The organism is Bordetella petrii (assembly GCF_000067205.1).
Classification (GTDB): Bacteria; Pseudomonadota; Gammaproteobacteria; order Burkholderiales; family Burkholderiaceae_B; genus Bordetella_A; species Bordetella_A petrii.
This window is the reverse complement of the sequence record NC_010170.1, coordinates 3916377-3938020: the sequence shown is the minus strand read 5'-3', so window position 1 is coordinate 3938020 and position 21644 is coordinate 3916377. Positions and strand designations below refer to the sequence as shown.

Annotated in this window: 20 protein-coding genes and 1 pseudogene; 2 read left to right on the top strand and 19 right to left on the bottom strand. The window is 58.6% G+C overall.

What is annotated here, in order from left to right; translation table 11 throughout:
- Nucleotides 1-4: 4 nt before the first annotated feature.
- Complete coding sequence (locus tag BPET_RS18900) at nt 5-664, top strand: glutathione S-transferase N-terminal domain-containing protein (RefSeq protein ID WP_012250622.1); 660 nt, start codon at nt 5-7, stop codon at nt 662-664.
- On the top strand, nt 664-2034 hold the full coding sequence (gene gorA / locus BPET_RS18895; protein ID WP_012250621.1) for a glutathione-disulfide reductase: 1371 nt from the start codon (nt 664-666) through the stop codon (nt 2032-2034). The genes BPET_RS18900 and gorA overlap by 1 nt, the downstream gene beginning before the upstream one ends.
- 304 nt (nt 2035-2338) lie before the next feature.
- Here gorA and BPET_RS18890 read toward each other — a convergent pair whose 3' ends face one another.
- The 19 genes and pseudogenes from BPET_RS18890 to BPET_RS18805 form a co-directional block, all read right to left on the bottom strand.
- Nucleotides 2339-2953, bottom strand: a complete 615-nt coding sequence (locus tag BPET_RS18890) for a GntR family transcriptional regulator (RefSeq protein ID WP_050978259.1) — start codon at nt 2951-2953, stop codon at nt 2339-2341.
- Nucleotides 2954-2989: 36 nt separating this feature from the next.
- A pseudogene (locus tag BPET_RS18885) lies at nt 2990-5635 on the bottom strand (Tn3 family transposase); the annotation flags it as partial.
- A gap of 32 nt (nt 5636-5667) precedes the next feature.
- Nucleotides 5668-6842, bottom strand: a protein-coding gene (locus BPET_RS18880) for an IS3 family transposase (RefSeq protein ID WP_085970191.1) whose coding sequence is annotated in 2 segments (ribosomal slippage) — nt 5668-6593 and nt 6593-6842 — 1176 coding nt in all. Because the reading frame shifts where the segments join, the coding sequence is not laid out codon by codon here.
- 298 nt (nt 6843-7140) lie between these two features.
- On the bottom strand, nt 7141-8787 hold the full coding sequence (locus BPET_RS18870) for a type IV secretion system DNA-binding domain-containing protein (protein WP_012250618.1): 1647 nt from the start codon (nt 8785-8787) through the stop codon (nt 7141-7143).
- A 12-nt stretch (nt 8788-8799) separates the two neighbouring features.
- The gene (locus tag BPET_RS18865) at nt 8800-9234 is read right to left on the bottom strand and encodes a hypothetical protein (protein WP_012250617.1); all 435 of its coding nucleotides are present in this window, start codon (nt 9232-9234) and stop codon (nt 8800-8802) included.
- A gap of 11 nt (nt 9235-9245) precedes the next feature.
- Nucleotides 9246-9953: a StbB family protein gene (stbB, locus tag BPET_RS18860; protein ID WP_012250616.1), complete on the bottom strand. Its 708-nt coding sequence runs from the start codon at nt 9951-9953 to the stop codon at nt 9246-9248.
- Complete coding sequence (locus BPET_RS26710; protein WP_151208976.1) at nt 9950-10387, bottom strand: hypothetical protein; 438 nt, start codon at nt 10385-10387, stop codon at nt 9950-9952. Before BPET_RS26710 ends, stbB begins: the two co-directional genes overlap by 4 nt.
- Entirely contained in the window at nt 10384-10872 is a 489-nt protein-coding gene (locus BPET_RS18855; protein WP_012250615.1) for a hypothetical protein, read from the bottom strand. Before BPET_RS18855 ends, BPET_RS26710 begins: the two co-directional genes overlap by 4 nt.
- Nucleotides 10873-11323: 451 nt before the next feature.
- A complete protein-coding gene (locus BPET_RS18850) occupies nt 11324-12241 on the bottom strand; it encodes a hypothetical protein (protein WP_012250614.1) in 918 nt (305 codons plus the stop codon).
- Between the two features lie 147 nt (nt 12242-12388).
- Nucleotides 12389-13408: a P-type DNA transfer ATPase VirB11 gene (gene virB11, locus BPET_RS18845; protein WP_012250613.1), complete on the bottom strand. Its 1020-nt coding sequence runs from the start codon at nt 13406-13408 to the stop codon at nt 12389-12391.
- Nucleotides 13386-14519 carry a type IV secretion system protein VirB10 gene (virB10, locus tag BPET_RS18840; RefSeq protein WP_012250612.1) on the bottom strand — a complete coding sequence of 378 codons (1134 nt, stop codon included), beginning with the start codon at nt 14517-14519 and terminating at the stop codon, nt 13386-13388. Before virB10 ends, virB11 begins: the two co-directional genes overlap by 23 nt.
- Complete coding sequence (locus BPET_RS18835) at nt 14516-15403, bottom strand: TrbG/VirB9 family P-type conjugative transfer protein (protein ID WP_012250611.1); 888 nt, start codon at nt 15401-15403, stop codon at nt 14516-14518. Before BPET_RS18835 ends, virB10 begins: the two co-directional genes overlap by 4 nt.
- A 27-nt stretch (nt 15404-15430) precedes the next feature.
- Nucleotides 15431-16117 (bottom strand): virB8 family protein, encoded by a 687-nt coding sequence (locus BPET_RS18830; protein ID WP_012250610.1) that lies wholly within the window; start codon nt 16115-16117, stop codon nt 15431-15433.
- A gap of 3 nt (nt 16118-16120) precedes the next feature.
- The gene (locus BPET_RS18825; protein WP_012250609.1) at nt 16121-16258 is read right to left on the bottom strand and encodes a hypothetical protein; all 138 of its coding nucleotides are present in this window, start codon (nt 16256-16258) and stop codon (nt 16121-16123) included.
- An 87-nt stretch (nt 16259-16345) separates the two neighbouring features.
- Nucleotides 16346-17233, bottom strand: a complete 888-nt coding sequence (locus BPET_RS18820) for a type IV secretion system protein (protein ID WP_231852613.1) — start codon at nt 17231-17233, stop codon at nt 16346-16348.
- Nucleotides 17234-17305: 72 nt separating this feature from the next.
- Nucleotides 17306-18010 (bottom strand): type IV secretion system protein, encoded by a 705-nt coding sequence (locus BPET_RS18815; RefSeq protein WP_012250607.1) that lies wholly within the window; start codon nt 18008-18010, stop codon nt 17306-17308.
- Nucleotides 18011-18048: 38 nt separating this feature from the next.
- Nucleotides 18049-18432, bottom strand: a complete 384-nt coding sequence (locus tag BPET_RS18810) for a hypothetical protein (RefSeq protein ID WP_012250606.1) — start codon at nt 18430-18432, stop codon at nt 18049-18051.
- A gap of 190 nt (nt 18433-18622) precedes the next feature.
- Complete coding sequence (locus BPET_RS26705; RefSeq protein ID WP_012250605.1) at nt 18623-19180, bottom strand: hypothetical protein; 558 nt, start codon at nt 19178-19180, stop codon at nt 18623-18625.
- Nucleotides 19181-19191: 11 nt separating this feature from the next.
- Nucleotides 19192-21636 (bottom strand): VirB4 family type IV secretion/conjugal transfer ATPase, encoded by a 2445-nt coding sequence (locus BPET_RS18805; protein ID WP_012250604.1) that lies wholly within the window; start codon nt 21634-21636, stop codon nt 19192-19194.
- Between the last annotated feature and the right edge of the window lie 8 nt (nt 21637-21644).

Here is a 21644-nt window from a genome sequence, read left to right as displayed (position 1 = left end):
TCACATGAAACAGACTGAAGAGGGTATGCTTACCCTCTTTTACAGCCCCGGCGCATGTTCGCTGGCATCTCATATCGCGCTGGCCGAATCCGGACTTCCATATCAGGCCGTTCGAATCAACACGAAGAACGGTGACAACTGCACGCCGGGCTACCTGCGTATCAACCGGTGGGGCAAGGTGCCGGCTCTTGCTCTTGAAGCAGGCGAGGTGATCACCGAAGGGACCGCCATCATGACGCATGTTGCCGATTCGGTGCCTGATCGGGTATTGCTGCCGGCGCCTGGAACCCTCGATCGCGCCAAAGCCATGGAGTGGATGGCTTTCCTTGCCAGCGCCGTGCATCCTGCGTTTCGCACGATGTTCCGTGCCGAGCGTGTGGCAGGTGATTCGGAGCAGGCCATCAAAAACGTACGAGAGCATGGCATAACCGCCTTGGCCGAGGCACTCGAGGAGGCAGAGCATCGCGCCAGCCCTTCTAGATTCCTAGTAAGCGATGCATTCACTTTATGTGATAGCTATCTCACAGTGTTCTTTCTGTGGAGCCTACGTGTTCCCTTGAAAGAAAAATTGCCCCCCATTCCACGGTGCGCGGCAGTGGCTAGGCAAGTGCTGTCTCGCCCGACGGTAAAAGCTGTTCTGGCCGTCGAAGGGATCGAGCCGTGATGCAGCAAGATTACGAATTCGACCTGTTTGTCATCGGAGCGGGCTCTGGCGGCGTCCGGGCTGCCAGGATGGCGGCGCAGCGGAATGCGAGAGTCGGGCTGGCGGAGGTTGGCGCCTTGGGCGGCACCTGTGTGAACGTGGGCTGCATCCCTAAGAAGCTTTACAGCTACGCTGCCCACTATGGGGATGCATTCAAGGAGTCGCACGGTTTCGGCTGGGACGCTGCACCACCACTGCTTGACTGGCAGCGCCTGAAATCGCGGCGAGCAGCGGAAATACTGCGGCTTAACGGGATCTATCAAGGTTTGCTTGAGGGGGCAGGAGTGCGGATCGTCCGTGGCAGGGCATCGCTGTACGATGACCACACGGTGCAGGTCGAGACCGAGCAAGGCGGCAGGATGTTTACGGCGCGCCACATATTGATCGCGACGGGCGGTACCCCGAGCGTGCCCACTTTGCCAGGGAGCGAGCATGCTGTTACTTCCGATGCCATGTTCGACCTAGACCGGTTTCCACAGCGGCTAGTAGTAGTTGGCGGCGGCTATATTGCGTGCGAGTTCGCGTCAATATTTAATGGCATGGGCGCGCAAGTCACTCAGTTGTGCCGCGGCACCCAACTGCTACGCGGCTTCGACGACGACATCAGGGAGTTCATCGCTGATGAAATGGGAAAATCGGGCGTAGACGTCAGGCTGGGGGTTCATGTTGCCTCGATCGCTAAATCCGCCGGCGACTTTGAAGTGGAATTGGCAGATGGAAGCGACTTGTCGGCCGATACGGTTCTTTATGCGACTGGCCGGGTCCCCAATGTTTCTGGACTCGGACTAGAGGCGGTTGGCATCGTGCTACGCGATAACGGAGCAATTGTGGTCGATGCCGACTATCGCACTTCAGTGCCGTCGGTCTATGCACTGGGCGATGTGACCGGGAGAGTCCAGCTAACGCCCGTGGCCTTAGGTGAAGCTATGGCGTTCGCTGACCAGCTTTTCGGGCAAGGCAGGCGCAAGATGAACTATGACCATATCCCTACTGTGGTTTTCACGCATCCCAACATCGGGACCGTCGGCTATGGCGAAGCACAGGCCCGCGAGATGTTCGGAGAAGTAACCGTTTATCGCAGCGAATTTAGGCCGCTGAAGCACACACTATCTGGCAGGCCCGAGCGCGCAATGGTCAAACTGGTGGTCGACGCAAGCGACCGGGTGGTGGGATTGCACATGGTCGGGCCGGATGCGGGTGAGATCGTCCAAGGGTTTGCAGTCGCCATGAAGGCTGGGGCAACCAAGTCCGTGTTCGACAGCACCGTTGGTGTCCACCCGACACTGGCCGAAGAGTTCGTGACTATGCGCGAAGCGGTGACAACTCCGTGAGTAAGCATGCCCACTAACTTTCATCGACAGATCGTAAGCAGGCGGGAATCAACGACTTGCCCTCACACAGGCGCTGCTGCGGCGATCATCACGAGCGATTCCTTGGGCTTCATTGGCAGCCGCGCTCTCGGTCATTTGAAGGTTTCAATTGTTACGAGAGTCGCATACCTTGCCTATCTGAGTGGCCATGTGGTGAGGGTCGTGTGAAGCCCTGTTTCGCGTGCTGTTCGACAGCGGGTGCACAGTGTGTGTCCAGGAGTGCTGCAACACAGATTCGGTTTGGGATCAAATGTTGCCACCTCGATTAGGTGCTCTTGCGCATCAGGTTGCGATGTCGCATGAACCGGTGGTAGGCCATACGCAAATGCAGTTGCATGACCTGTCGGGCCAGTTCGCCGTCTTGAGCTTGAGCGGCCACGGTAAGGTCCTGGTGGTGGTGCAGGCTTTGTTCGAGTTCGCTGTGCGTCGCTAGGTAGAAGGATCGCACGATGATGGGCATGTCGATCATGGTCTCCAGCACCGCGCGCAGTCGAGGTGAGCCAGAGGCATCGAGCAAAGCTCGGTGAAAGGCGCGGTTGGACTCCTGGATTCGCGCCACCGAGGTATCGCCTCTATCCGCGATGGCTGCAGCCATCATCTCGTTGCTGGCTTGCAGCTTGGTGACCAGCGCATTGCCGCCCCGCGTGGCAGCCAGGCTGGCCGCGTAAGGCTCCAGCAGCATGCGCAGCTGAAAGGTCTCCTCAATGTCCCACTCGCTCCATTGGGCGACCTGAATGCCCTGTCCCGCATCTGCGGTGGCTAGGCCATCGGCCACCAGACGTTTCAGTGCGGCCCGCACTGGCGTGCGGCTCAGTCCGAATTCCTGAGCCAGCGGCTCTTCCTTGAGTTGTGTCCTCGGTGTGTAGTGGAGGGTCGGCAGGGATTCATGTAAAACCCAGCAGAAACGACCCTAAGTCTATGATTCCATTGGGATTATGGTGGCATCGAAGTTCAAGGGGCCAATCTTCCGCCGAAAATCCAGCGTGTAGTCACCAAACCGGTTGATGTGCGCCGTGCGGAACGGCGCCAGGCCGCCCAGGATCTCCAGCGTGATCTCGGTCCCCTCGTCGCGAAGCTCCTGCAGCACCTTCGTCATGCCCACCACGTTGTGCAGAATGATCATGTTGGCCACCAGGTGGTTGTACTTGATCACCTTGCGCTGCTCGTGCCGGATGTTCTCCGCAATGATCCCTTCTCCCCCAAAAAATGACCACTGAGCAAAGCCGTTGAACTGCTCGCTCTTATTGGTTTCGGCATGGATTACCTTGCGCAGCCCGACATCGCCGATGTAGCTCAGCAGGAACATGGTCCGGATGACCTTGCCAAGCTCTACAAACGCGAAATACAGCTTGTTCTTGCGACTGTAGGTGCCGAGCCGGCGCAGGATCGCCGACGGCGTGATCTTGCCGGTCTTGATGGAAACCGCCACCCGCAGCATCGCCGGCAAATGCAGCTCAATCAGCCGCCAGTCGATCACATCGCTGAACAGCGCATTGATGTTGCGGTAAACATTGCCCGGCTCCGGGCGATGGAATTTGAGGTCTTGGATGCCCCGGATGCGCGGCATGAGCTGGATGCCCAGGAGGTGCGCCAGCGCGAAGACCGGGTAACTCTGGGCCTGGGTGTCCCCGTGAATCGTGTCCGGTCGAATGTCCGATTCGTTGGTCATCAGCCCGTCAAGGATGTGGATGCCCTCATAGGTGCCGCAGGAAATGAAATGGCTGAACAGCGCGATGAACTTGTCCGATACATGGTAGTAGCCGATACCGCCGTACCCACCATAGCGGATATGGTGCTCGGACAGTAGGTTTTGCTCGTAAAGATTCCACTTGGTGCCGTCCGCCGACGCGTGTTTGCCCGTGCCCCAGTAGCCTGGCAGCTCAAACTTGTTGTAGGCGTTGATCACCTTGACAATGGCCTTGTCCAGGAGGTCCTCGCTGACGTATTTCAAGTTCAGCCAGGAAATCTGCCGGCGGCTCAGACCTTTGATCGATTTGGCGGTCTGCACGGGCCCCAGGTTGCAGCCGTAGCAAAACAGCGTCGTGATGACGCGCATGCGCAGATCCTCCAGGCGGCTGTCGGTCCCGGCGAGTGGCCGGAACAGCTTGTGCAGGTCCAACCAGCGCTCGGTGTCGATCATGACGTCCACGATGCTGGCCGCCTCCATTCGCTCGGTGATCAGGGCGTCGATCCGCGCGGCCGCCTCGACGATTTCTGAGCGCGGCGGTTTCCGCAGGATCAGGCGGCCGTCGACGATCTCGGCATGGGCGTTTTCCGGGAAAGTGGCGTCGATGTCGTGGGCCCGCTGGGACATCGCCGATTTGAGCATCGCCACAAAGGTGCCGGGATCTGTCTCGATGCCGGTGACCTGGCCATAGTCGCCCACTTCTCTTTCAAAGGTTTCGTCATCGACCAACTGCTCGCGGTAATCGTCATAGCGCTCGCCGTACTTGATGAAGAGATCGCCCGACTTCAGGTCGTCTTTGACAGCATGCATGACCGCCAGTTCAAAATACCGGCGGTGGACAGCCTCCGCCCGGCCCTTGCCGGATGGACGGACCAACACCAACCGCTTCCACTGGCCTGACATCCAGCGGAAATCCTTGTCTTCAGTCAGGCCCAGCATGTCCAGCGGCACGATGTCCGCACGGTTGTCGCGCAGCTTGTAAAGGGCCTCGATCAGCCGCTCCGCTACCTGGTCCTCGCTGCTGGCCTTGGGCGAGGCGATGCCGATGCAGTTGAGCAACTGGGCCCGGACCATCTTGTAGGGCTGCAGCAGGAAAGGCAGATGGTTGCGGCCCGCATAGGCCAGGTGCTGTTCGCATTCGTTGAGCAGCTCGTCCACGTCGGCCACCAGGGTGGTGCCGATGGCGTCCACACGCTGCGTGTCGGTGCCCTCCATCTGGTAGGCGCCCAGGATGTCTTTGAGCTGGCCAACCAGCATGTCGGTTTTTTGGACCCGCTCCTGCTGGAACGAGAGCAATTTCTGCCTGGCATTGTTTTCCAGGTTCTGCATCAGGCGAATAAACAGGTCCGCGGCATCGTCCAGGGACTGGGCATGCTGCGCCCGGATGAAGATCACCGCCAGGGCGTAGCGCTTTTGCGGCTTGAGTTCGGCCATCTCGGCCGCATTGAGGGCGCGCGCCAGGTGGCGAAACTGTTTGAGCTTGGGCACCGGCACGTCGGGCTTGGGAAGCTGCTCCACCAGGTACTGCAAGCGCCGGATGTGCTGGATGTAGGTGCGCGTTTCCTTGTTGGTCGGCCGCTTGGGTTCGCGTTTGAGCATTTGCCAGGCAGAAACCGACTCGCCCGTGGCGGTTTTAAGCAAACTGTCGATCAAGGTCCGGGTATGGGCTGTCAGCTGGTTGGTGATTGCGGAGAAATACCGGTTGTTGCTCTTTTCCCGGGCTCGATACGCCATCCGGTCCAGCGTCGAGAAGGCGGGCAGCTCGTAGCGATGGTGGACCAGCTCCTCCAGCATCACGTTGATGATGTCGGCCACCGCGTGTTTGGTCTCGGCCGCCGTGTCGGCCACGACCTCCAGCCAGGCGTGTGACGTTGCCCGCGAATTTCGGATCCCTTAACTGAGCGAGATTATGCCACCCGTTGGTTCTGGGCGGCGTACCAGTCCCGCTCGAATTGCATCGGGCTGACGTAGCCCAACGTCGAGTGCAAGCGCGAATGATTGTAGAAGCTCAACCAGTCGATTACCTCGTCCATCGCTTCGCGACGCGTTGCAAAGCGCTGGCCGAGGATGCGTGCACGCTTGAGCGATCCCCACAGGCTCTCGGTCGGTGCGTTGTCCCAGCAATTGCCTCGACGGCTCATCGAACTGCGCATGCCGTAGCCCTTGAGCAGGTCCTGGAAGTCATGACTGCAATACTGGCTGCCACGGTCACTGTGGAGGATCAGGCCCGCTTGCGGACGGCGGCGAAACCACGCCATACGCAGCGCATCAGACACCAGCTCCGTGCGCATGTGCGGCTGCATCGACCAGCCCACCACCTGACGGCTGAACAGGTCGAGAATGACGGTCAGAAACAGCCAACCCTCGTCCGTCCAGATGTACGTGATGTCCGTAGTCCAGACCTGGTCGGGACGCGCGGGAGAGAAGTCTCGTTGCAGCAGGTCCGGTGCGACCGGCAGGCTGTGTTTGCTGTCGGTCGTGACCTTGAACCGGCGTTTGGTCTTCGCCTTGATGCCGTGCAGCTTCATGAGCCGCTGGACACGATCCTTGCTGACGCGAATGCCCTGGACCAGCAGTTGCTTCCACACGCGCGGCCAGCCGTACTCGCCTTTGGATTCAGCGTGCACGGCCTTGATGTGCACCAGCAGAGCGTCGTTGCTGATGCGTCGGCGCGGTCGGTCAGTATCGACATCCCGCACCTTGCGCGCGTGGTAACCGCTGGGGCTGACACCCAGCACCTGGCAGCTCAGGGACACCGGCCATTGTCGGCTGTGAAGCTCGATCCAGGCGTACTTCATGCCGACACCTTCGCAAAGTACGCCGTGGCTTTTCCCAATATGTCGCGCTCCATCTTCACGCGTGCCAACTCCGCGCGCAGCCGGGCAATCTCCATCTGTTCTGGAGAAACCTGTTTGCCTGCGCCGTTCAGCTTCCCAGCGGCATCGGCCTTCACCCAGTTGTGCAGCGTCTTCGGGCTGATGCCCAGTATCTTCGCCACCGCCGCCATGCTCTGGCCGCCGCGGACCATGCGCACGGCTTCCAGCATGAATTCCTGCGTATATCGAGCTCTCGGATTACCCATCTTTCCTCCCTCCTTGCGTGAGTTTTACACACTCAGCAAGGGATCCATTTTTTGCGGGCAAGCTCAAGTAATCATCGGCTTGATCGGCGTAGTAGTGGGTTGCAAGGGACGCGCGGGCGCGATAGATCTGGCTGTGCGAGATCATGTGAGCTCCAGGCAAGGGTGTTGGCGAGAAATTGGCCAGCAGGGCACTAACTCGTACCAGTGCTAGCTCTTGAAGGTAAGGAGGAAGGGTTTACACAAGCTTATCCACAGATTATGTGGATGAGTGGCGGGCAACTAATCGTGATCGATTAGTCTAGCCATTAGATGGTGTCGTTGTGGAAGTAGCAGCATTCAGCACTCTTCCCGACTCTTGAAACGCTATCGCTGACGATCCAAACTGTCTGAACGGCAAGCTCACCCTCGCAATCGGAAAATCCCCTGCCAATGCGACATAACCCCCCAACGGCGGCAGTGCCTGTATCTGCGCAGCGGTCACTACGTCTTCCGTCGTCCGATCCATGTTGTCCGATGTGTTCCGATGATCCACACTCCGACTGATGCTGTATTTGGGCCGTTCGACTTCGTGTTTTCCCAGACTTTCGCTCATGTCCTTTGCCGTCTGCGGGTCGGTGCGGGAGCCACCCAGGACTGCCAAGTTGCGGAAGCTGGCGCGGATAGTGGTGGCCATGGTGCGTCCGTAGATGTGTTCCAGCTGGGACGTGCTTTGCAAGCCGGCCACGACGCGCAGACCGCTTTTTCGGCCTTTGGTTAAACCTGCTTCCAGTGAGGGCAAGGCCTCGAGGCTGGCCAGTTCGTCAATAAACAGCCACCAGCGGAGGTGTGTGCTTTCCGGCATGGACAGAATCGAAGTGATGAACACGTCAGCCCATGAGGACACTAGCGGCTTCATCGAACTCATCATGTCTTCGCGCCAGTTGATGTACAGATTGCCGCCATTTGGCTTGCTCAACCAATCCCGGATGGAGAATCTCCCCGGCTTCATCCCAGTGTGTTCCGATAGTTTGTTTGACAGCACAAAGCGGGCGGAGGAAAGGGCTTTGCTGGCTTCGCTGGAACCAACAAACAAGGATTCAGCCAGGGTGCCTTCCAGAAACTGCTTCAAGACCTTGGGATCTTCAATGGTGCACAGGCGAAACAAGTCCATGATGCTGGCTTCGTTGCCCTGCAATTGATGGAGCTTTTTGGCCGTCTCGCGTAGCAGCAAGCGACCGAAATCATTCCATTCTTCTGCGTTTTTGTCCTGGCTCATGGGAACCATAGAGTGGGCCAGCCGCTTCCAGTCGTAATCGGCGCGAACCTCATTGAAGAACGACCAGCCCTGGCTGCGCGCATCGTATGGATTCAGGATCACATCGTTGGGTTGCCAGAATTTGCTGAGTAGGTCGCCATTGGGATCGATCACGATCATTCGATCGTTGCGCTCTGGCATTTGGCCGAGTAAACGGTTGTTCATAGTGTGCCTTGAGCGCCTGAGCACTGAAGCGGCCATGTTGCGCAACAGCACCGATTTGCCGGAACCCGTCGCGCCGGTGATGAGCAGGTGCAGGTTTTCATTGGCGGTCGGCATGGGGATGCCCCCCACGTCGATTTGCTGTTTGCCGCTTTCTTCGCACTGGAGAGCTAGACTTTTTGCAGAGGTGGTGCGCGTGCCACGTACAAAGCGTTTGTAGGCAGCGCCCTCAAATCCTTCAGTTCTGGTGGTACGCCCGATAAGCAGAATGAGCGCTAGGGCGAGGACCAGACCGATGCCCAGTGCGCCGTAGAGCACTGGATACTGCGGCGTCAGTATCATAAAGTGCCAGAACGTTTGGGCGTTCCAGTCTCGCCAGTGCATGTGGCTGCCCCACGTGGCAGCGGCCATCCAGGCGGCGGTGGGCAAGATGGCTAAAGAAAAGGCGGCAATGCGCCGCCGGGTAATGGGTGAGATCAAGGTGGACATAAGTGCCGGTCCTCAAGAGATCAGGATCTGGCCCAGGGCCAGGCCCGCCAGCAAGCCACCCAGAATGCCTGCTGTACCGCCTACGACCAAGGCGATGATTGCCATACGTCGTGCGGATCGGTGGGCGATGCTGGCGTACTGGGCGGCATCCCGGGACAACTGATCCAGCCGGCTGTCGGTGTCATTCAGCATGGTCTGGATGGCGTGCTGGGCCTGCTGATTGATGGGTTTGGCTGCCGCTTCCATCGTGGCGGTGAGATGGCGGCCAAGTTGCTGAGGCAGGACTTGCTGAACTTCGCCCATGGTCTGCATCTGCTTTTGCACCGCATCCAGGTTTTGGGTGGCGCTTTCCAGTCTATCGACGAGGCGGGCTACTTCACCCAGCACCTCGTGGTACAGCAAATCCAGCTTGGTACGAGCGCCACTGGAGTTCGAGTGTGATTCCATGCTGGCCGGGCTCAGGAAAACAGGGCGTTGAAGGCGGCATTCATTTGCCGGTCAACCGGTTTGGCCAGGGCACGCAGCGCGTGCCGGTTGCTCAACTGTGAAATGCGGACATGGTCTTCAGGATCGGCAGACCGAAGCAATGCGCGGTAGTCAGTCTGGTCAGCCAATACATCGGCAATCGTGGTGCGTTGGTCGGCGAGCAGCTCGAAGACTTCGTTTTCGTAAATGGCGGCCTGAGGGTTGGCCTGCACTTCACCTGTTTTGGCGGCATAGGCCAGGATCGAGGGAAACTCATCCTGCACGCTGGTATCGACCCGATTGAAAAGGATTCGTACTCGCTCTGGATCAACGCCCAGTTCCGCTAGTGCAGCCACGGTCTTGATGGTTTCGCGCTGGGCCTTGCCGGTATTGATGACAGGCAGTACGAAGTAGTTCATTTCTTGGTGAGCATCTTCATAGCGCATCATGTGCGTCAGAAAATCTTCGATGTTGCTGGCGCCTACATCGACAATCGCATCTTCGCGGGTGAGCAAATCGCGGAATAATCGTCCAAAGTGTTCACCGCGTAGCTGATCGACATTCAGGCCCAGGTCGGCGCCCGTTTCGTTGGTGGATTCCACTGCAAAGATCTGTGCGCTGTTCATGCGTGGCGCCAGAAGGTGAGAGGCGGCAACTGTCTTGCCAACGGAGCCGGTGTAGTTCAGGACGGCGACTTTCATGGTTTATTCCTTTTGGTGGGGTTGCTGTCAGCAGTCTGTGTACGATTGGCCAGGCCTTCACGGCGCAAAGCCTCCAGGTCTATCTGCATGTCGCGAATCTTGCGCAAATCGCCGGGTGTCTGGATGTTGCGCGGTCGGCCTTGGATAGCATCAAGTGCCGGAGGAGATGAGGACGGTTTCATTGTCGAGGCTGGTTGGCTGGCTGCTGGTCGCTGGGCCTTGCGCCAGCGGTACAACGTGATGGCGTAGGTGCTGCGTTGTACCTTCAGGCCTGCGGCGGCCAGATCGTCCAGCACGGCAGCATGGGGAACACCGACAGCCAGCTCAGCCTCGATCAAGGGAAACAGCGCGCGCAACTGTGCAGCGAGGCTGATACGAGGATCCAGGGATGCGAGTGTGTCCCGGTAGCGCGTTATGGATGGAGATTCATTCATAGGTTTCCAGGGGTTGAGGTGAACACGGGGTCGCTCAGTGCGACCGTTCGGGAAAGACCTTGGCCTGCCAGCCACGAACAGCCTGCGGCCAACGCTTCGTCGTAGGCGGACTGCTCGTCAGCGAATCGAACCGACTTACCCTGTGCAGAGAACTGTCCGCCGCCGACTTCCTGGCCGTCATCAAGCAGGCGCAGGGTGTAGCCGCCGGTCTCGGAGTGGTGGGGAACGATCTCGAAGGAAAATCGAGATCGGGCTTGGGTCACGTTGGTGTGAAATTGCCTGGCCACCTCGGGGAGGCGGGCCGCCCAGCCCGGGCCGATTCGATCCAGAGCTTCGGCGATGCTATAGCCTCGTTCATGGAGCCAGTCGCTGCGATCGAGCACTAGAGCGGCGATCAGGGCTTCGCCCAGGCTCATGGTGCCGATGCCGTAGTGAGTGGCTCGTTGAACAATGTTGAGCATGCGGGTGTCGATGGTCGTGCTCATGAAATTTCCTTTGCCCTGTGCCTTGAAGGGCAGTGATGAGGGATGAGAGAGGAGATGCCCGAAAGGGCGAATGTGCTCCGTTGCTGACCGATGCAGCCGCTGTGCGGATGCCCAGCGTGACGATTCAAGACGGTCGGAGTTGTGCAGACAGGATGGCGCGTGCTCGGTAAGCGGATAGCCCGACTTATTCACAGGCCTCGTTGGTAGAAGTAAGGTAGAAATAAGGTAGAAGGCGTTTTGGCGGCTGGAAAGCGCCTGTTTATGCGGTTTTCCAGAAATGATGCGCGATGCTATGACGATAAAGCGCGATGCTGTGACGAGAAGCCGCGATCTTATGACGATGCAGGCGCGATGCTATGACGACGGTAGAAACCACTTATCCACAGCCCGGAAAAGACCCTTGAATCGGCTGTTTTTGGAAGTCGGGCGCGATGTTATGACGATGGAGAATCTAGCGATCCAGTCGTGTCCAGACCGCTTGTTCATGGCCCCGGGTGGCGGTTTCTATGTGGGGTTCTGCGATTACTTGCAGCGCTTCCAGTTCTGTCAGGCTGCGCTCCAGGCTCGTTCGAAAATCACGCATGCGACCGGTGTATTGGGCGCGTTGCTTGAGAATGTCCAGGCTATATTTTTGCTGGATGTCGGCGGATGTGCCGATCAGGCGCTGCAGGCTTTTGGACAGGTCATGGCGCATTTGCAGGCGCTTGGTCCAGTCCACCAGGGCATACTCTCGGTTGCCGAAGATTTGCGCCCAACGAGGATCGGCGTACAAGGTATAGCTGCCGGTAGGCTCGTGGTAATCGAAGCCGCCTAGCATGGCAAGAACTCGTGTTGACGGGTGTTTGCCATAGCTGTATTTGACTGAGCCATCCTTTCTGCGGGCCTCAATGCACAATGTGAAGCGAGCCAGGTCTTTCATGCCTTCATGCAGCCATTCGTAGGCGCTGCCCCCTGTGGGCCTGCCCATGCCGCGTAGGAAATCGGCCCGGTTGATCGTTGGCGCTTCGCCCAATAGAGCCGTGGTCTGCAGATACATCGCGTGCATCCAGATGTCGGCGTGGTCTTCGCTTAACTGTTTGCCGGATCCTTTGAGCAGGATGTTGCTGCCTTCCAGAAACACGGTGTCATCGTGCAGGGTGCGCCAGCCCCGGCGAACCGGCGCAAAGATGGCGCTTCGGGCGATGTAGTTAGGGATGGCGCGCGCCGTTTCATTGATGCCCGGCAACATGAATGGCGTTGGGGTTGAGGCCTGTCTTTCTGCTGCGGCGGCCAGGGCCTGCGTGGCCTTTTGCTGAGCGCGTTGCATGGCTGCTGACAGGCGCAGCAGATTGTTGTCCTTGTGAAAAGGCACACGGGTGGATGAGGTCATGGGTAAAGCTCCAGGCGAGCCCATACAAGGCCTGCCTGGATCGTGTGCAGCGCCTCACACGGGTTCAGGGGTAGATGCGAGCGAGTAAAGCGATGCCCGGCCGCAGTGATGGAAATGGATGCCCTTCAGGGCGTTGTTGGCTGCGGTTCAGCCGATGGCTTGTCGCCTGGGCTCAAACCAGAGTTCTTTCAGGCGAAACCGCTCGAAATGCAGCACGATATCTACGGTCTGGCGCAGAAATGTCTGAATGGTTGGCAGGTCGAGGTTGCCGCCCGTGGGCGATTGCTTGATGAGCATCGCCAGGCGGTCAAAGGCATCGGCTGCCCCGTTGGCGTGGGTGGTGGTGACGGATCCTGGATGTCCGGTATTCAAGGCCGCCAGGTAATCCCAGGTTTCAGGGCCGCGCAGCTCGGCAAGGAATATCCGGTCTGGCGATAAGCGCATGCAGGCGGCCAGGCTTTCGGTGGCTGAAACTCGACCGCGTGTGCCGCCATACATCAGATGAATGCGGTTTCTGTGTCGGGGCAGAATGAGTTCATGCACGTCCTCGATGGTGACCAGGCGTTCATCGACGGGCACCCGGTCGATCAGCGATCTTGCAAAGGTGGTTTTGCCCGAACCTGTCGCGCCGGAGATGACCAGGTTCTTGCGAGCCTGAATGGCAGCGAGCAGGAATCCGGGAATGTCACCACCGTCCTTCAGGGCCATCAGTTCCAGGTCGGTTTTCGAAAGCCCGTCCGGCGTGTATTGGGCGGTGGCGTCGTGAGTGGCCTCAAAAGCGCCTTGTGCCTGCAGCTCTTCCAATGAAAGGGCCACTTGGGCGTGCTTTCGGATGTTGATAGCCAACGTGCCGTCAATGCAGGCTGGTGGCAATACGATCTGGCCGCGCTCGCCATCGGGCAGGACGACAGATTGGATGGGGCTACGTGCCATGTGGTTGTACGCGGCCAGCGCCGTGGCCAGGGCCTCCAGGTGGGGGTAGGAAAGCTGGGGGCACTCGTGAAGCTGCCAGGCACCGCGTGTGCGGGTGTAAAGCTCACCGGCTCGCACGATGGCGATTTCAGTGACATTGGGATCCTCCTGATGTTTGGACAAAGGCCGCAGAAAGGTGCGAACCGCAATGGATCGATCAAAGGGGATCGCTTCAGTGGATGGGTTCAAGCTCATAGACGTGACTGAAATCCAGATCACGGGCGACCATGATGCCGATACGCTCGCCCTGGTTCTTGTAAAGGGTGGGAGGAATGTCCAGGGACTTTTCCAGAATCTTTGCAACCGCTTCCTGACCACCCTCGGCGGTGTTGTCAAAGCGGATGTTGTTGCTGCCCGATTGCCCTTGATTGGATGCCCAGTTACCGAAGTCGCCCACCAGAGAAAGAAGGATGGCGTTGCCAAAGCGTTCCCAGAAGTGGTTGTCGATATGTCCGCCCAATCCCGCTTCGCCCAGCGGGCCGGTGCCGGGGGAACTTAGGTTCACGATGACCCCGGTAGGCGTTTCCAGCCGGTTCCATGTCACAAAGGCGCGCGCCTGGCCCTGCTGTATGCCCCCAGACTGATAGCCCGTGAACTTGGTGCCGGCATCAATGAGCTTGACCTTGCCGTTGGCGCTCATGACATCGTGCGTGGCCAGACACGTCAGGAGCCCGGACTGGGTGCTGACCAGTTTGGTCTGCAGGGTGCAGTCGATCATGGTGCCTTGCGTGAGCAGGAAGTTGCGGTCACCCAGTTGCCCGGCCACCGATGGGGCCAGCTCCAGCGGTCGCAGCTTGTCGGCCAGGGGACCAGCATCGCTATAAGGGCCTTGGGGGCCATTTGACTGGCTTGGGGTCGCGCCGCTTGCGTCTGCGCCACCCGCCTGTAGCGGGCTGGCCAGCCGGCGCTGGGTAAGCTCATCGACGGGAGGCGGAGCTGCGGGCATGGGTGACGGGACGTTGTAGTTGGGCGCCACCGTTGGTTCGGGCGTCGGAGGCGGCAGTGCTGGAGGTGGCGCGGGACGCTCTACCTCGGGGGCTTTGAGGCGATTGGTAATGCCGCTTTGATCGGCTTCCAGACCGCTATCGGCTTTTGCCGCTGGTTCGCGGCTCCAGACCTTCATGAGCACGCCGGCAGCCACTGCCACAGCGATCAGAATGGTGAGCCACAGAAATGCGCGGGCACCGCGTGGGGCGCTGCGCCCGGTTGCTTCCAGATTCAGTGTTTCCCGCTCCAGATTAGCGTCTTTAGGATTCCCCTCTTGTGAGGCTTGTGCTTGTGCCTGGTCTTGTTCCTTTTCCGTCATGGGGAATTCCTTTCTTGCGTGGCTTCGCGTATGCGGATGGTGGGCACAGGTGCCGCAGCGGGCGATTGCGGGCTCGCACTACCCTTGATGCTGCGTCTGACTGCCGGTGATGCCGTCCCGGTATGTGCTGGTACGGGTGTGGTGCCGTAGGCGTCGTTGTGAATCGCCAGCACTTGGTCGCCCAGGCGAAGGTGCCATAAGGCAGACGTGCGATGCAGCACCATGGTGCGTTCATCTGCCATGTGGTGATTGGTGATGACTTCCTGGCCGTCTGGCGTGACGCGGTACACGGTCGGGATGTCGGCTTGCGGTGCAAACTGCAGCCAAGTCTGACGGCCATCATCCCAGGCGTGTACCGGTGCGATGGCCGCGTCGCCGCTGCGGGTGTAGGCCTGCCAGTTCATGTTCGCGCTGACGGCTTGTAAGGATCGCTCAATCGCAGCTTTTTGTGCGGCCTGGGCTCGTTGCCTGGCTTGAACCTCTGGATAACGGACCACGAGTTTGTACAGGGCGGCAGAATTGCGGTTGTCGCTGTACGAGAGCCTGAAGCTGTAATCGCGCCTGTCAGTGACGACGATAAGGTTGGTGTTGGCGTCTTCTGCCGTGGGTTTGAAGAACAGATGATTGTTCTTGTAGGTAAACGCGTAGGCTTGGCTATCACCAAAGACGTGGTAGACGTATTTTTCGCCGGGCTCCAGCACGATATGGGTGGCCACGCCGATCACGGCATTGAGCTGGATGACATTGGCGTCGTTGTAATTGACATAGCGTACGCGGTGGTCGAGCCGCGAGGAACGAGGGGTCTCCAGCGCCAGGGCGCTGGCAGGGATGGCCAGGCAAAGAAACAACGCCAGCGCCTGCCGACTGGGGAAATGTTTAAACATAAAAATTCCTTCAGATCCTTGTCGGTGTCAGCGCGACAGATCGGCAGCCAGGTCATAGCGCATGACCTGAAAGCCCAGCGGGTTCAGGCGGGCGACCTCTTCGGTGAGCGGCACGTCGGTGTACTGATACGCCATGGTGGCAATCAGGTGCTGAGCCTTGGTGATGTTGCCCGTGGAGACTTCCCGCTCTGTCTTGGTAAAGCGTACGATGGCGGCCTGGTTGGCACCCAATGTGATCGAATGAACCTGCACATCGACTGTGCCCTGGGTACCGAGGCGTGTCGTAACGGCGTCCTGCCCTTCGAATCGTTTGCCGTACTGTGTCTGGATGGGGGCAGAGGACAGCAGCGCGCACGTGTCGAATTGCTCCTGTATCGTCTGCCAACTGTAGCCCTCGCAGTTCAGCACGTAAGTGTTCAGAAAATACTTGGCGATGCGCTGGCCGTAATCTTCGAGCGGCTGGCCCAGACTGCTGACATGTTCGATGGAGCCGGTGGCGCTATCGACGCGGACCACATACATTTCGGGTGGCTGCTTCAAAGGGGTGAGGCCCGCAACGGCAGCGACGGAGGCCAGAGCGATCAGGCCGGCACCGATAGCTACCTGCCAGGCACGCTTACGGCTGCTGACGAGCTCGCCGAGGTGATCGCGCTCCAGGCCGCGCGACTGCTCCAGGTAGGCGGCAACGTCTTCGGATTTAAGTGATGCGGACACGATTCAAACTCCTTTGAAAAGAGGCGGCGTGGCATTGACCGGCACGCGTGGCGTATCGGCCGGTTGCGGCGGCTGGGGCGCATGAAAGGCGCAGCCAGCCAGCAGCCCGGCCAGCGCGAGGGCGGCAAAGAGGTTTTTCATGGAATGGTTCCTGTCCTGCCGGACTGGCAGAAGGATCGGGATTGAAAGTCGGTTGATTGGCCCGGCGTGGGCCGACAAGCAGATTGCCTATTTGGCGCGCGGGCGCAGCATGCTGCGCAGTCGTAGCATTGAGAACGCCCCTTTGGCCGCGGTACCCACACCGAGCTGAGCGCCGAAGCCGTTGGAGAGGCCGGCGGCGAGGCCTGGGATCATGACCATGACGACAAGGCTGGCGATGCCGACAAGCAGTTGGGCACCGAAGAGTCCGATAATATCCTTGGCTCCGCCATTGATTTGATCGGCAATCATTCGGATGAGCTGGATATTCATCTGCAGCAATAGTCCGAAAATCAGGCCGGCCAATAGCGCCAGAAATATAAAATTCAATGCTTGAGAGACCCAACTGTTGAAGAGTGGTTTGGTGGGTTCAAACAGAGTGGCTGCAATGAAAATGGGACCCGTGGCGACGACGAGCGCCATGCCGACCTTGCAGACCACAACTATCACCATGATGATGCTGCCTACCACGGCAGCATTGACACGTACCATCGTGGCAAGAAGACTGACCAAGACTTCCTTGGTAGATGGTAGAAAGTTGAACCAGGCGTCTTGGCCCTTGCCCATCATGGCGTTTGATGCCTTGCCGGTTTCGTTCTGCAGCTTGTCCACCTCTTGGGCCACGCTGCCGGTACTCAGGGCGATCTGCGTAATATCGTCGGGCAGCGCAATCATGGTTTCGGCGATTTCGTTTTGGTACAAGCCTCCCGTACCAAAAATCATTGCGACAATGGCTACAAGAATGGCCTTGCGAAAGAACTCTGTGACGGTCATGCTGCTCTGGCCCTGCATCAGTGCAAACGCGTAGACCACAAATTGAATCGTAAGCCCTACCGTGATGACCGGCATTAGGGCTTCAAATAGCGCTTGCATTGGGCCGTTAACCGCATCGCTCAATGTATTTTCGGTTTGGGTCATCACCCATTGGGCAATGTCGCTAGGGGCTGAAGGCGGGGTTACGGAAGGAGTGGAGCCAGACATGGTACGGCCTTACTCATTGGAGCCGGCCTTTACGCCAGCAGTATCGTTATCCCCAAACCAGCCACCATATACCCGTTCTGCTCTGGCTTGTAGCAGGTGACGCTCTGCCTCCAGTTGTTGGGAGGCTAGCTGAATGCGAGTTTGCTCGGTCAAGATATTGGCCTGCTCAATCTGGATTCGAGCCTGTAGCTCGGATATCTCTTTGGGGTTAGTCGTCTGATTGATCTTGTCTTGCAGTGCATCCACATTGGCCAGACGTTGGGTCATGGAGTCGTAGGCTCGTTGACTCATGGCCTTGGCGGTCGCTTCGATGTTCAACGCCTTCTTTGAAAGTTCTGCACGATCCGCTTCAAAATTTACCGGGGCCATGACCGAGTCGGTAACGCGGCCAACGTCGCCATCCAGGCTTGAGCCGTTTGAGCGATCAAGTAGCCCTTGGGCATTCGAAGGCAGAGCTGAACGCAACTGGTCACGCATGTCAGGACTGCCGACTACATTTCCGAAACCACTGGATTGTGTGAATGCGGCGAGTTGGCTTTTGGCGGTGGCCAGCTGTTCGGTCAGATTCTTCAGTTGGTCTCTGGCAGTGAGCAATTGCTCCTGTAACTGCGCAATGGTGGCAGCATCGACCGTAGGGATGCCGCTAGCTTGGACAGGGTTTAAGAAAACGGCGGACAGGACAATGCCCGCCGCAAACGACTTGCAGCGTGTCATGGAAAATACTCCGGAGAATGCGCCTTCAGGCGCGAAGGTCAGGGTTTGGTACTGGCCTGCTTCGCAATGGCTTGGTAATCGGCTTCGGTCGTGCGATGCGCTTTCATCTGGCCCGACACAATGAGGTCAGCGCTTTCATCGTAGGCAACGCGTTTATCACCTACAGCCAGAATGTTGTCTGAATCATCCAGCTTGCCGGGTAGCTTGTGGGTTTGGTAGCCGCCACCAAAAGGGTCCTTGGTGACGAGCGTGAAGAGGAAGCTATCGCCATTTCGGGTAATGTGGATGGCATCAGGGTCATACTTGCTATCAGACTTCCAATACCCAAGAAACTTTTCACCATCTGGTTCAGTCTTGCATCCGGCTACGATGGTCAGCAGCGCAGCGGCGCTAACAGTAGTGATGAAATGTCGTCGATTCATTGGGTGTCCTATGGTGAACGGTTGTTGAGGTGGGCCGGGCTGCGTTTGACTGCCGCCCAGGCATCGGTCACGCTGCAGACGTGCCCAGCCTTTGTAAGCCAGTCGGGCGCTTGTTTATGTTTCAGGATGTACCGACAAAGTACGCCCATGTCGTCATTCGGAGCAGGGATATGTTGGAGGCTGAATGGATTCATGAGCATAGGTCTGGCCCGTCTTGTTCGAGCTCGTGCTCCTGCCTTAGTACGGCTTGATCAAAGCGGACGCCGACCAAGTCAGCCACCCGTTGATACTCGGCGGAGCCAGGTGGGTGGCCGTTCACTTCGTGGATGTGTAGGCTGTAATATTTTTCTACACCTTGCTCAAAGTAAGCACGATCTTCGCGCGGATACGTGGAACGGAACCAGATGTTCGGGGTCATGCTGGGATCGGTGCTCGATGGTTCGGAAATTCCGTAATCCCGGCTATGGCGCACCAAGTCATCGGCATTGAAGGTGACGCGGTCGAGTTCGATGTCGTGGATACTGACTCCACCTGTTTCCAGATCTGAAAGTGTCCAGCGTTCGCAGTGGATGGAAACGACAAAAGCGTCACTTGGGGTGTTCGCTTCGGCTTCCGGGCCGGAAAGCCCCAAACGGGCATAGAAGTCCTGATCTTTCGTTGTCTGCAGATCGTCGCGAGCCTGTGCTTGGCGCTGGTTATGTTCATGCGCTGCTAGCTGCTTTTCCCGATCATGAGTGTCTTGTTTCATAGGCTACCTTCTTATGAGATCGCGGTTGTCTGGCGGCTTTGTTTAACGAGGTCCAGGTACACAGGCAACCAAGCGACTGGATCATGCCCGGCCTGGGCCACTGCCTGTTCGGCTATCGCAGCCATGTCGGAACTGCCGGAAAACACCAGCAGTTCGTCTTCGCAGCCGGACAAGTCCAGTTGCGCGACCGTGACGCTTGAACCTTGCTTGACAAGGAACTTGCGGCTGGCCTCGCCCAAAGACTTCAACAGTTCGAATTCAGTAGGCGACAGGCCGAAGCCCTCGATGTAGTCGCGGGCCTTGGCTCTGGGGTTCGGCAGCAGAATCAAGGTGGCTGTCTGCTGGACCAAAGAGGGGCCGACCGGGTTTTCCGTGATGGCGCCTGGCTCCTGGGTAGCGAAGGCCAGCACGCCGTTTTTCTTGCGGATGGTGCGGCTGGCATCTTGCATATCTTCTTGAAAATGTCTGTCCTTTAATGGGTGCTGGCATTCGTCGTATAGGTTGATGATGCGCCGGCCGTCGTGCAGGGCATCAATGCGGTGCTTCAGATACATCGTGGCTGCGCCCCGTACCGCGCCATCATCGAGCAGCTCGGTCAGATCAAATCCGAAGATGGCGGGTTTGCCCGTGTCGGTGGCTAGACTCAGTTCATCGGCCGGGTTATCGAACACCCAGCCGTATTCACCGCTCTGGCACCACGGGGCCAAGCGAGCATGGATGGTGCTCGTGGTTTCATCGTCGCTGTACGGGTTGGGCAGCAAGGTATTCAAGGTCGATAGCGTGCGGGCCTCCCGGTCGATCAGTGTGGTCAGTTGTTGCACGGCCTGGGTGATATCGGCCTGCTGTCGTGTGGTGACTGCTTCGCCCCGGCGCTCGGCCAGAAATACGACCAGGCGGACCATAAAGGCGACGTTGCCTTTGGTGGGCTCCATCTGGAACGGATTCCAGCCTGTTGCTTCACCAAGTCGGATGTTGAAGTAGCGGCCCCCCAGCGCCATGATGAGCACCTGCATGCCCTGATCCTTGTCCCAGACAACACACGTTGCGCCAAACTTCTGCGCCTGGGTAAGCAGCATTCCCTGCAGCACGGTTTTACCCGTGCCGGTCATCCCAATGATCATGGTGTTGCCCGGACGACGTTTTCCGGTTTCGTCCAAGTCCTCAGTAGAGGCATGAAAGTTGAAGAAGAACGGACTACCTGTCTGGGTTTTGAGCAGCGTGACCGCTGGCCCCCAGGGGTTGCCGACCGGTTTGCCGGTCAGCTGGTTATGCAGGCTGGAAAAGCACAGGAAGTTGAGCGAGGTGATGGGCACCGGACGTGGCCGCCAGTGCCAGTTACCGGGCAGTTGCGCCCAGAACCCGGCTTCCAGCGCTCGATCCAGTGGCCGGAAGCCGACTGCCTCTTCGGCCAGCGCCGTGGCGGTCTGGGCCAAGGCCTGACGCACCCCTTCAGCCGTGTCACCATAAATCAGCATCGTGGCGTGATGATCGCCCAGGCCCAGGCGAGCTGACGTCAGATCGTCCATGGCCTCAGTCAGTTGGGTGACCTGGCTGATCGAATCGTCGCCGGAATCGACCAGCAACTTGTGATGCTTCTTGACCAGCTTTTTGGCTGCCGCTCCGGTATGGCTGCCCCACGATTGAGTGAGCACGAATTCGTGGGGCAGTCCCAGCAGCCGATCCAGGTGTCCCGGTTTTGTCGCTTCCGGGTAGTCGCGCAGCTCCATCATGCCGAAGATGCGAGAGCTGGCGACGGTACGCAGTTCCCCCAACTCTCCATGACGGCCAAAGATCGGTCTGGCGTAGGGCAGGGTGTCACGCAAGCGTTCCCGACTGATTGGTACGGGCCGGTGTGTGCCGGAAAGCAGAAATCCCAGGAACTCGGCAGCTTCGCTGAAGGCGAAGCCCTTGCGATCTACGATGCCCAGGGTTTGCGGATCGTAGCGGTACAGGCCCGCGCTCAAGGCACGTATGATGCCGTTCAGGCGTTCGATGGATTCGGCCTGCCAGTGCGCAATGTGTTGCGCGTCGGCTTTTTCCAGACTGGCGAACGTGCCCAGTATCGGATCCTGTACCGGGTGGATGAGCACCGTCAGATAAAGGTCGTTGATCATGAGGCCCGAGGCATCGAACGTAGCACGGTAGGCGGCATCGAATCGGGAGGCAAAGGGCTGGTTAAAGGTGCTGTCGGGATATTCCGTGACGCGGCGGCGCACGATGTGGGAGTACAGGCCCAGCGATCCCATGGGTAGGCCGCGTAGTACGTTATGCAGCGCTTCGATCCAATCTTTCAGCTCATCTTGTGCATAGGCATCCGGCGCGCGGCCTGTTACTTTGATGACCGCCAGGTATTCATGGTTGTCGCAGGCAATGATCTGGTCGGTGACATGGTGGGAATAGGGCAGATAACGCGAGACGCGCCGTTCATCCACGGCCAGGGTGGTAGCAGCATTCATGGAAACAT